Source organism: Leucobacter soli (assembly GCF_042659205.1).
Classification (GTDB): Bacteria; Actinomycetota; Actinomycetes; order Actinomycetales; family Microbacteriaceae; genus Leucobacter; species Leucobacter soli.
In genome coordinates this window covers 1-10,723 of the sequence record NZ_JBHSRW010000073.1, presented here as the reverse complement: position 1 = coordinate 10,723, position 10,723 = coordinate 1, and the positions used below count along the sequence as shown (strand labels likewise).

General features: G+C 67.6%; 9 protein-coding genes and 1 tRNA gene. 5 read left to right on the top strand and 5 right to left on the bottom strand.

Annotation, left to right across the window (positions count from 1 at the left end; genetic code table 11):
• The first annotated feature begins 325 nt into the window (after nt 1-325).
• Together ACFPZL_RS06545 and ACFPZL_RS06540 are read left to right on the top strand one after the other, a co-directional pair.
• On the top strand, nt 326-1,285 hold the full coding sequence (locus ACFPZL_RS06545; protein ID WP_218115960.1) for a hypothetical protein: 960 nt from the start codon (nt 326-328) through the stop codon (nt 1,283-1,285).
• 127 nt (nt 1,286-1,412) lie between these two features.
• Nucleotides 1,413-1,814: a hypothetical protein gene (locus tag ACFPZL_RS06540; RefSeq protein ID WP_218115961.1), complete on the top strand. Its 402-nt coding sequence runs from the start codon at nt 1,413-1,415 to the stop codon at nt 1,812-1,814.
• 80 nt (nt 1,815-1,894) lie between these two features.
• On the opposite strand, the gene ACFPZL_RS06535 is transcribed toward ACFPZL_RS06540, so the two are convergent.
• From ACFPZL_RS06535 to ACFPZL_RS06520, 4 genes are all read right to left on the bottom strand, one after another.
• The gene (locus ACFPZL_RS06535; RefSeq protein WP_382332522.1) at nt 1,895-3,205 is read right to left on the bottom strand and encodes a hypothetical protein; all 1,311 of its coding nucleotides are present in this window, start codon (nt 3,203-3,205) and stop codon (nt 1,895-1,897) included.
• 19 nt (nt 3,206-3,224) lie between these two features.
• Nucleotides 3,225-4,676: a hypothetical protein gene (locus ACFPZL_RS06530; RefSeq protein WP_218115963.1), complete on the bottom strand. Its 1,452-nt coding sequence runs from the start codon at nt 4,674-4,676 to the stop codon at nt 3,225-3,227.
• Nucleotides 4,677-4,735: 59 nt separating this feature from the next.
• Entirely contained in the window at nt 4,736-6,112 is a 1,377-nt protein-coding gene (locus tag ACFPZL_RS06525) for a hypothetical protein (protein WP_218115964.1), read from the bottom strand.
• 110 nt (nt 6,113-6,222) lie between these two features.
• Nucleotides 6,223-6,879 carry a TetR/AcrR family transcriptional regulator gene (locus tag ACFPZL_RS06520; RefSeq protein ID WP_218115965.1) on the bottom strand — a complete coding sequence of 219 codons (657 nt, stop codon included), beginning with the start codon at nt 6,877-6,879 and terminating at the stop codon, nt 6,223-6,225.
• A 149-nt stretch (nt 6,880-7,028) separates the two neighbouring features.
• Between ACFPZL_RS06520 and ACFPZL_RS06515 the strand changes: the two genes are divergently transcribed.
• Genes ACFPZL_RS06515 through ACFPZL_RS06505 form a run of 3 tightly spaced genes read left to right on the top strand, consistent with a single transcriptional unit; the run spans nt 7,029 to nt 10,187 of the window.
• Nucleotides 7,029-8,756 (top strand): serine hydrolase domain-containing protein, encoded by a 1,728-nt coding sequence (locus tag ACFPZL_RS06515; protein WP_218115966.1) that lies wholly within the window; start codon nt 7,029-7,031, stop codon nt 8,754-8,756.
• A complete protein-coding gene (locus tag ACFPZL_RS06510; RefSeq protein ID WP_218115967.1) occupies nt 8,749-9,348 on the top strand; it encodes a hypothetical protein in 600 nt (199 codons plus the stop codon). Before ACFPZL_RS06515 ends, ACFPZL_RS06510 begins: the two co-directional genes overlap by 8 nt.
• Nucleotides 9,345-10,187: a PrsW family glutamic-type intramembrane protease gene (locus ACFPZL_RS06505; protein WP_218115968.1), complete on the top strand. Its 843-nt coding sequence runs from the start codon at nt 9,345-9,347 to the stop codon at nt 10,185-10,187. Before ACFPZL_RS06510 ends, ACFPZL_RS06505 begins: the two co-directional genes overlap by 4 nt.
• A 246-nt stretch (nt 10,188-10,433) precedes the next feature.
• Here ACFPZL_RS06505 and ACFPZL_RS06500 read toward each other — a convergent pair.
• Nucleotides 10,434-10,506: transfer RNA gene (locus tag ACFPZL_RS06500), tRNA-Ala, on the bottom strand.
• Nucleotides 10,507-10,723: the final 217 nt, after the last annotated feature.

Genomic DNA, 10,723 nt, shown 5'->3' with positions numbered 1-10,723 from the left:
GTGCGCATCGAGACGTTCTGCGCGCGCAGCTCGCCGCTCGCGTCGGGCGTCGCGGGCGGCTCCGTATCGGGCGTCGCGCAGGCGGAGAGTGCGAGCAGCGGCACGGCCAGCGCCGCGATGAGACCTGCCGTGCGTTTCATGGTGCTGCCTCCAGGGACCGCGCGCGCGGTGCGGATGCACCCGCCTTCGATGAGTACTGTCTCGAACCCGGCGATCGTCTCACGGATCCGGGCATCGTCGGCGAGACGCTTTCGGCGCCGGTGACATTACTCTGTGAGAAGCGGGCCGGGGTCTCGGCCGTCTCGCGGACGAGAGAGGTTGCGCTATGAACCCCATCAAGGATCGACGGCCACCCGTACTCGTCGTTGCGCTCGCCCTCTGCACGAGCGCAGCACTCGGCATCGTCGGCTGCGCGCGGGAGGCGCCGGAGATACCCGCGGCTCCCGCGACGCAAGCGAGCGGCTCTCCATCGAACGAGTCCGAGGTCGAGACCACCGGGCCGCTGCTCACCAGCGGAACCCCGGTGGGTGTCATGGGCACGGATGAGGAGACCAGGGTGTGCTTCTACGGCGAGACGCTCTCGCTGCCGCCGGGCTGCCTGGGGCCGCTGCTCATCGGCTGGGATTGGGCCGAGCACCCGGGAGAATACCGGGAGTACGAAGGCCACCCCGGGCGGCGCCATGGGCAGTTCATCGTGACCGGGTACCTCGACGAGACCGCCGGCACCTTCACCCTGGTGAAGGCGGGGAGCGCCGACGAATACGTGTATCCCGAGGAAGTGCCCGACGAGGAGCTGTTCGCCACGGCGTGCCCGGAGCCCGAGGGCGGCTGGCGCGTGCTCGACGAGACGAAGACGAACGAAGACACCATGTACGAGATGTTCGAGGCCGCGGAGGGGATCGACGGCTTCTCGATGTCCTGGATCGACAGCTACACCGCGGCGGCGCCGGACGCGCAAGAGCACTCGGGCAATGATCCGAAGCACAGCATCTTGAACGTCAAGGTCGTCGACGATGTCGAGGCCGCGGAGGCCGCATTGCGCGAGATCTGGGGCGGCATGCTCTGCATCACGACGGGCAAGCGTACGCAGGCCGAGTTACTGGCGATGCAGCGCGAGATTCACTCCGAGCACGAATATCTCAGTTCCGCTCCCGAAGACGGCGAGTACCTCGGGGTCAGCACGCTCTACGACGACGGCACGCTGCAGCGGGAGTTCGATCGACGCTACGGAGCGGGGGCAGTACGAGTGAGGTCTGAACTCAAGGTCGTCGAGCCCGCGCCGTGAGCCGATGTCGTTGTCGATATCGATGGCGTTGTCGACGACGGTGCGCGCGGTTGAGACGATCATCGGCCGCGCGACATTCCGAAGTGAGGGCCGAATGCCGGCCCTGCACCGCGAGGAAGGCACGATCATGCACCGGCGATATCAGCGCGGGGCCCGGATCCTCATCGCACTCGCGCTCGGCCTCGCTGCTGCAGCGAGCACCGCCGGTTGCGCCGGCGAGACGCCCGGCGAGCCCGAGCCGCACGCACCCGCCATGCCGACGGACGGCGATCTGCTGACGACCGACTACCCCGTGACCGTGTTCGACAATACGGGCGGCGACGGCGAGGGCGCCCAGGTCTGCTTCGGCGGCGTCATGGAGTCGTACCCGCCGCAGTGCAGCGGGCCCGTGCTCATCGGCTGGAACTGGGACGAGCACGAGGGCGAGTTCGAGACGGCCTCCGGGGTGCGCTGGGGCGAGTTCGTCCTGACCGGGCGCTACGACGCCGAGGCCGAGACCTTCACCCTGACCGAGGTCCGCACCGAGTAGCCCGCGAGCACGGCCACCGCATCCTCGATGCGGATCGCGCGGCGAGATCGAGCGTCTCACGGCGCCAGAGTGTCGGCCTCTCACGGCGCCAGAGTGTCGGCCGTCGGCGCCGCCGAGCCGTCGAGCATCTTCGTGCCCGAACTGCCCTGCGTCGGCTTCGCCGGGCAGTCGATCTTGACGCCGCGGGCGTGCTTCTCGGCCGAGGAGTACCGGCGGCCGTCCTCGTCCCTCCAGTCCGGGTTCACCGGCAGCCTGAAATTCGCATCGCGGATCACGTAGCTGCCATCGTCGGTCTTGATGGTGAAGTCGCCGTCGATCTCCAGATAGGTGGGCTGCAGATAGAAGATGTTCGCGTAGCCCCACGGCACGGAGTTCTCCACCGAGATCGTCACCTTGTTCTCGGCGGACCAGGCATGGCTGTACTTCGTGCTCACCGCGAGCTTCACGATCTTGATGTTGAACGTCCACGTCTTCTCGACCGAGAAGGTCGCCTGCATGCCCAGCGATTTCTCCTCGATGAACTGGTGCTTCGCCGATTCGTGCCGGTCGGGCCCGCAGTTGTTGTAGACGTCGAGCACGTTCCATTGAGATCCGGGCGTCTCGACGATCTCCTGCCGGGTCGCCCGGTAGCTGCACTCCGGCTCGCCCTTCGAGCAGTACTTCTCGAGCAGCCGCTGCGCCTCGGCCCCGTCCGTGATGACGGTCGTCGGTTTCTTGGTCACGCGGACGCGGGGCATCGGATTCAGGTGGTCGTCCTGCATCCAGCGCAGATCGCAGCGGTAGTCGCTCTTCTTCACGGCCTTCCATGTGCCGGGATCGATGATGGCGCACTGCAGTTCGTCCTGCGCGCCGAGCAGCGGCGTCGCCTTCGCGTAGACCCAGAACAGCTGATTCGTGCCGGGCAGGCGATAGGTGAGCTCCTGCGAGATCACCTCGTTGCCCTTCGACTGCACGCACGACTCGGCCGTGCCGCCGGCCGCGACCGAGGCCGAGCTGATCGGCAGCCCGAGCGAGGCGCCCCCGCTCTTCACGCACTCGACAGGGTAGCCCTTCTTCGTCTCGCCGAATCGCGTCAGCTCGACATCGGGGCTCGCGATGGTCAGGTGGATGCGCGGTACACGAGAGGTCTCATTGCCGGCGCCGGCCTTCGGCATGCCCGATCCGCCGTCGGCGGACTCGTCGAACACGATCCCGCCGAACGGCTCGATCTGACCGGCGAGGGCGGGCGCCGCCTCGCTCTCGCCGACGGCCTTCTGCGCCTGCATCACGGTCTCCGCACTGCACCCGGCGAACGACAGCGCCAGGGCGGCTGCGAGGGCGAGCGCGGCCGATGCCGACGCGGCTCGGCGCGCACCGATCCGAAGCCCGGAGCATTCTCCGCCGGGCGTCATGCGATCCACCATCGTCGGCCTACTCCACGGTCTCGAGCGTCGCGCCGGCTGCCAGCAGATCGCTCGCCGAGGGGATCACGCCGCTGTTCAGCAGCTTCTGCACCTTGCTGCTCTTCACGGTCTTCTTGTGACCGTGATCCTCTTCCACCCACTTCGCGATGCTCGCGCAGTCGGCGTCAGCACCCATCGAGTGCTTCTCGAGGAACTTGAAGCGGTTGCCGTCCTCGTCCTTGTACTCGTCGCTCAGCGGCAGCTTGTAGACCGTGTCCGTGATGATGTAGACGTTGTCCTTCGTGGTGATCACGAAATCGCCGGTGAGCTCGAGGTACGAGAGCTGCGCGTAGAAGAGGTTCGTCTTGCCGTAGGGCACCGGCTGCTTCACGACGGCCTTGTACGAGTTCTCGATCTTCCAGATGTGCTTGAACGAGGCCTTGATCTTGGCGGAGACCTTGTCGTGCGCAGGGTTGCCGTAGCCGCCCGAGATCGCGCCGCCGATCGTGTACGCACCCTGGAAGGTCTTGGCCTGCGCCCACTTGTGCTCGGCGCTCTCGTGACGGTCGGGGCCGCAGTTCGTATACGTATCGAGCAGCGTCCACTCCGACTCCGGCGGGCTCACGACCCGCTGCCGCGTCGAGGTGTAGTCGCACTCGGGCTGCTTCTTGCTGCAGTTCTCGGTCAGCAGTTGCTGCGCCCGCTTCGCATCCTTCACCTCGACCACGTTCTTCGCCGTCACCCGCACGCGCGGCATCGGGTTCGTCCAGTACCCGTGCTGCATCCAGCGAACGTCGCAGGTGTACTTCGTCTTCTTGATATCGACCGGCTTCCAGGTGCGCGGGTCGAACATGTTGCACTGCAGCTCCGGGTTGCCGATGAGCGGATTCTTCACGTAGATCCACAGCAGATCGGTGGTGCCGGGCAGACGATAGGTCTGCTCCACCGACATCCAGGTGCCCGCTGTGATCTCGGTGCACGATTCGCCGGTGGTGCCCGCGGGAATGTTGATGGTGCTCCACGGCAGATCCAGGCAGTTGCGCTGCTTGCCGCCGTAGGTCTCGCCGAAGCGGCTGATGGTGACCTGCGGGCTCGCGATGGTGAGGTGGATGCGCAGCCGATCCACGGTCTCGGTGACCCCCTGCGTCGACTGCAGCGCCTGCTTCTGCCCGGCGTTGAGGCCCTGGGTGAGATCCGTCTTCCCCTTGGGCATGTCGAGTGCGGCCATCGGCTCGTACTTGTCGGCGAGGGTCGGCACCTCGTTCTCCGATACCGGGGCCGTGTCGGTGATGGCCACGGGCTCGACGTCTCCGGCCATTCCGACGAACCCGCTCTGTTCATCGCCGACGGCCTTCTTCGCCAGGTTCGCCGTGTCGGGCGTGCAGCCGCTGACACCGAGCGCGAGCGCGGAGCCGATGGCGATGGCGGTCAGCCAGAGTGCGCTGCGCGACTGCCTGCGCGGTTCACGTGACGTGTTCACGTCTGTGCTTTCCGTTCGAGAGGTTCGAGATCCTGCGTCGTTCACCGTGCGCCCGCCCATCACAATTCATCCGCGGTCGGGGCCGGGCTGCCGTCGAGCATCTTGGTACCGGTACTGCCCATCACTGCCTTCGTCGGGCAGTCGATCTTGAAGCCGGCCGCGTAGTGAGAGGCCATCGGGATGGTCCGCCCGCGCTCGTCCTTCCACGCCTGGGAGAGGGGGAGCTTGTAGGTGATGTTCTTCAGCCGGTAGTTCTTGTCCTTCGTCACGACGTCGACGTCGCCGGTCACCTCGAGGTAGTTGACCTGCAGGTAGAAGATGTTGGCGTACCCCCATGGCACGGGGTTGTCGATCTCGTTCTCGTAGCTATTGGTGAATTCCCAGGCCCCCTCGAGCTCGAACTCACCGCCGATGTTGAACTTGGTCTCGGGGATCTCGACCTCGCCCTCGAAGCTCAGGCCGACCGAGTTCTCCCAGCCGAACTTGCGCTCCTTCGCCCAGGTCTGGTGGCCGACCTCCTTCTTGTCGGGGCCGCAGTTGTTGTAGACGTCGAGCACCTTCCAGTCCGACTTCTCTGAGGGCACGAGCTTGCGCTTGGCCCCGGTGAAGTCGCAGTTCGGCTGGTTCTTGGTGCAGTACTTCTCCATGATCTCCTGCGCATTGCCGCCGTCCTCCACGACCTCGGTCTTCTTCAGCTGGAGCTTCACCTTGGGCATCGGGTTACGACCGTGGCCGTCGTCCTGCAACCAAGCCGCACCGCAGGTGTACTTCGAGTTGATGTTCGTCTCCCACGTGCCCGGATCGATGACCGAGCACTTGAGCTTGTTGTCGCCGATATCGGGGATCTTGACCCAGATCCACAGCAGATCCTTGACCCCGGGGATACTGTAGGTGAGTTCGAGCTCAGGTATCCCCTCGCCATCGAGGCAGGAGTGGGTCACCTCCCCCTTCTTGACCGTCTTGGCGACCTGCGGGTAGCCCATCGGCCTGTTGTCGTCGCTGTAGCACTGCTCGCGCCGGATCGCGCTGCCACCGGCCGGGTTCTTGAACGTCTCGCCCTTCAGCTCGAGGTCGTTCTCGACGCTGACGATCTGCAGGTGGATGCGCGGCCAGATCGAGGCCTCGTATTCCGCCGCCTCGGCGCCCTTCGGGGCGGCCGGCGGGTCGGTGTCGGGCGTGCTCTCCTCATCGATCGGATCGACGGTGTCGGCGAAGTCGGGCTCGGTCGCGGTGCCTTCGGGTTCGGTCGCAGTGTCTTCGGCCTCGACGTCTTCCACCTGCTCGGCGACCGGCGCGTCGACTTCTTCGCCCACCGCCTTCTTCGCCTGAGCCGCGCTCTCGACGCTGCACCCGGCTACGCCGAGCACGAGCATGCCGACGAGTGCGACGGCGCCGATCCAGCGGCCGCCTCGGCGGATCCGGTTCTCCGGGTTCATCGATTCTCCCTGTTCTCACCCGTGAATCGCACCTGGCGATGCGATCCAAACTCTTGCATTAAAAGTAGTATTGCATGCAGTGCATTAACAACACAAGTGGTCGTTGAAAATCAGATTCCGCCGTGCGTCAGACGCCTCATGAACTCCACGATCAGACCGTTCGTCGTCGCCCCATCGGGGAGCCGCGGCCCGCTGAGCGAGAGCTGGGCGGCCATGATGGGCCCCATACAGGCTGCGAAGAGCGCGGCACCGCGCGCGACCGGCACGAGCGACCCCTCGGGGTACCCTCCCCGCGCCAAACTGTCGGCGACGATCCGATCCTGCGCCTGAACCCAGGCCTGCATCATCGATCCGGCCACCTCGGGCGGACCGGTGATCAGCCCGAGCGCCGACGGCGGGGACTCCTCGATGTTGTCGTAGGAGCGATCGACCCAGCCCGCGGCCTGCATCGCATCGAGCGAAGCGGCGACGGACTCGGCGATCGGCTCGTCCACGGGCCGCTCCAGGATCCCGTCGACCAGCGCATCGAGCCATCGATCGAAGTAGTCGAGCAGGATCGAGGCCTTCGAGGGGAAATGCGTGTAGATGGTACGGATCGCGACGTCCGCCTCCTCCGAGATGTCATCCATCGAGGTTTCGAGGTAGCCCTTCTCGGCGAAGAGGCGATTCGCCGCTTCGGTGATCCGGGCGCGCGTCCGCGCCTTGCGGCGCGCATGACGGGACTCGGCGGGTGCCGCTTCCGGCTGATCCGGGCCTTGCATCATCATTCTGCTTCCTTAGAAGGTGCGTGCACTGCAACTTGGAAGTGCGTGCACTTTATGCTCGAGTAGCAATTCCACTACTCTTGCATAAAGACAATACTTGCGGCACCGGCCTCGAGTCGATGACCGGAGCACCGAGACGAGAGGGTCGGCCCGTGAACGAGCCGCTGAGTGCGCACACTCCCCCGATACGCAATGCACACGAGGCGCCGGGATCCGGCCGGCCGGCCTCCGTCCCGGCGCAGGAGTACCACCGGCATTCGCGACTCAGGCATTCGCACTACCGGCATTCGCACCGCCTCGCCGCGGCCGCGGGACTCGGGATCCTCGCGCTGCTTCTGGCCGGGTGCGCGCCCGCGGGCTCCGCCGGGATCACGACGACGGTCGGCGACACGCCGAATCAGGATGTCGTCTCGCTGCCGGGCGAGGTCGACGTGCAAATCGAGCAGGCGGTGGAGGCGCTTCCCGGGCTCGCCGAGGCCGCGCTCCGGGAATCGGGTGTTCCGGGCCTGGCGGTCGCCGTGGTGCACGGGGACCGGATCGTCTTCGCCGAGGGCTACGGCGTGCGCCAAGCCGGCACCGACGCGCCGATCACGGCGGACACCGTCTTCCAGGTGGCATCGGTCTCGAAGCCCCTCGCGGCGACCGGTGTGGCCGCGGCGAACGGCGCGAGCGACGGGTCGCTGAGCTGGGACACGCCGATCTCGGAGCTGCTCCCGGAGTTCGCGTTCTCCGACCCGCTCGTCACCGAGCGCGCCACCGTCGGCGATGCCTTCAGCCATCGCACCGGACTCTCCACCGGCGCGGGCGACGACCTCGAGGATCTGGGCTTCGATCGTGCGACGATCCTCGACCGCCTCCGCCTGCAACCGCTCGACGACTTCCGCTCGAGTTACCACTACTCCAACTTCGGCCTGACCGTCGGAGCCGAGGCGGTCGCCGCGTCGCGGCACGAGAGCTGGGATGCGTTGATGGACGAACTCGTGTTCGGTCCGCTCGGGATGGCCTCGTCCTCCGCCCGGCACGACGACTTTCTCACCCACGAGGATCGCGCCCGTCTGCACGCGCTCGAGGACGGCGAGTTCGTCGCGAAGTACGACCGGGATCCCGACGCCGAGGCCCCCGCCGGCGGCGTCTCCTCGACCGTCAACGACCTCGCGCGCTGGGTGCGGATGCTGCTCGCCGAGGGCGTGCTCGACGGCGAGCAGATCGCCGACCCCGACGCGCTGGCCGCCGCGATGAGCGCGCAGACGGTCTCGGGCACGGGGCCCGGGATCGACGGGCGGCCGTCCCACTACGGCTTCGGCTTCAACGCCTCCCCGCAGGTCGGCGGACGGATGGCGATCTCGCATTCCGGCGCCTTCGTGCTCGGCGCGGCGACCAGCTTCCAGATCGTCCCGACGCTCGACCTCGGCATCGTGGTTCTCACGAACGGTGCCCCGGTCGGCGTGCCGGAGGCCGTCGCCGCCCAGTTCCTCGACCTGGTGCAGTACGGGCAGCCGACGCGCGACTGGGTCTCCGACGCCCGCGGCTTCTTCGCCGGCTACACGACGCCGATCGGCGACCTCGTCGACGAGACGTCGCCGGCCGATCCCGAGCCGGCCCCGAATCCCCAGTCGCTCATCGGGGTCTACGACAGCGCGTACTTCGGGGAGCTCCGCGTCTCCGAGACCGATGGTGACCTGCTGATCCGGCTGGGGGCCGGACTCACCACGGAGCTCGCGTTGATCCCCTGGGACGGTACGATCTTCTCGTATTCGCCGAGCAGTGAGAGCGCGCCATGGGGTTCCCTCTCCTCCGCCCGCTTCAGCGACGACGGGCAGACCCTCACACTCGACTCCTTCGATGAGCACGGATTGGGAACCTGGACGAAACGTGAGTAGAACGGCCCCGGATCATGCGTTCCCCATTGCGGGGAGCGCGCGTTCCATCTGGGGCCCCGCCGCGCTCATGCTCGGCCTGCTCGCCGCGATCGTCGCAGCGCCGCTCGCGCTCGAGGCGATCCTGCCCGACCTGCCGCGCGACCGCGTCGGCGTCTACGAGCGGGTGATCCTCTCGGAGCCGGGGCCCGCGGGCGACGTCTACGCCGGCTTCATCGCGCCGGCCGGATGGATCTGGGTGGGGAGCCGCGAGAGCGGGTTCTTCACCACCGACGACGGGCGGGATTCGATCCGCGTGGCGCTCCGCACGGACGTCGCCGACCCCGACGCGCTGCTGCGCGACGGCGTGCCGCTCGGCGCGGTGGCACTGCCCACCGGCGGCCTGCTGTCGCACGACGGGCTCTCGATCTCCGCCCTCCAATACGACCTCGCCGCCGGTGACAACCCGGCGATCAGCATCATCGCGTGCACCGACACCGAGCCCGCGGACTGCGTGACGCTGCTCGGCACGTTCAGCGCCGGCGACGAGGCGGATCGCGACCGCGCGCAGCAGGCGCTCGTGCGCGTGCTCGCGAGCGTGGAGCTGGATCGATGAGCGGGGCGGCACGGCGCCGTCGCCGCGCTCCGGCGTCCTGGCAGCCGCGGCAACCGGCCTTCTGGATCCTGGCGGTCGGGATCCTCGCCTGCGTGCCGCTGCAGCTTCGCGGCCTGATTCAGCAGGAACCGCCCGCGGAGGTCCTCGGGATCTCGCTGCTGGTGGGCGCGATCGAGGTGCTGCTCTTCTGGGCGATCGCACTGTTGCTCTCTCGCGACCGGCCGCGGCCGGTCGGCCTGCGCCTCGTCGCGCTGGCCTGGGGGCTCGCCGTCGTGCAGGTGATCGCCTCGTTCTCGAACACGCACTACTTCAGCGTGCTCAACGGCCTCGGCCTGCACGCCTTCGCCGCGTCCATCGCGGCTCCCGTCGACGAGGATCTGCTCCGCTTCGTCGGCACGCTCGGGGTGCTGGCGCTGGCCGCGCAGCGCCGGATCACCGCCCGAGACGGCCTCGTCTACGGCTTCCTCGTGGGCGCCGGATTCGAGGTGTCCGAGAATCTCGCCTTCCTCTTCAGCTCGACGGATCTCGCCGGGACCGTGCAGCTGGCGCTGATCCGGCTCGGCATCGGCTTCGGCCTGCACGCGCTCTGGACCGGGATCTCGGGAGCTGCACTGGCCTACGTGCTGGCCCGGCGCCGGGCCGGAATGCCGGCGCGCTGGCGCGTCGCCGCGCTCGGACTGCTGGCGCCCATGCTGCTGCACGCGCTCTGGGACGCGCCCGCGCCATCGATCCATCCCCTGCTCGTCTTCGCCGTGCTCGGCGTCGTCTACGCGGTGACGCTCGCCGCGTTCGGCGGGATCCTCGTCGCCACCAGCCGGCGCGCACGAGACAGTACGTGATCGTCCGCGCTGTACGCCTTCGAGGGACGATCTCGTACTGTTTCGACGGCCCGGTACTGTTTCGACGGTCCCGTAGGGTTCCGTGCAGCGGTCTCGGCGATCCGAGGCCGATCCGAGGGCTCTGAGCCGATAGCCGCATGATCCGCGACTGGCCCGACACGCAGCGAGAGCCCGGCCGGTGGCCGGGCTCTCGCTGCAATGTCCGACGCGGCTCGGGTGCAACCCATGCCACAACTCATCAGATTGTGGATCCTAGGGGAATTGAACCCCTGACCTCGTCATTGCGAACGACGCGCTCTACCAACTGAGCTAAGGACCCGTGAACCCGACCAGCTTAGCAGCGCGGGGAGGCTCCGAGAAATCCGGAGACCTAGCCCGCGTTGCGGCGGGACCGGAGCACGGCGTCGAGGTCCAGACTGCCGTCGCTCGTGTCGCCGACGACGCCCATCCGGCGCAGGCGCTCGGCCGCGGCACGCTGCCTCGCGTGCTGCGCGTCCGCCGCCGTTACCTTTGACGGTGCCGGTGCCGCCGCTGGC

Coding starts and splice junctions, on each gene's coding strand:
- ACFPZL_RS06545 (WP_218115960.1), top strand. CDS start 326: ATGAACCCCATCAAGGATCGACGGCCACCCGTACTCGTCGTTGCGCTC.
- ACFPZL_RS06520 (WP_218115965.1), bottom strand. CDS start 6,879: ATGATGATGCAAGGCCCGGATCAGCCGGAAGCGGCACCCGCCGAGTCC.
- ACFPZL_RS06505 (WP_218115968.1), top strand. CDS start 9,345: ATGAGCGGGGCGGCACGGCGCCGTCGCCGCGCTCCGGCGTCCTGGCAG.
- ACFPZL_RS06540 (WP_218115961.1), top strand. CDS start 1,413: ATGCACCGGCGATATCAGCGCGGGGCCCGGATCCTCATCGCACTCGCG.
- ACFPZL_RS06525 (WP_218115964.1), bottom strand. CDS start 6,112: ATGAACCCGGAGAACCGGATCCGCCGAGGCGGCCGCTGGATCGGCGCC.
- ACFPZL_RS06535 (WP_382332522.1), bottom strand. CDS start 3,205: ATGACGCCCGGCGGAGAATGCTCCGGGCTTCGGATCGGTGCGCGCCGA.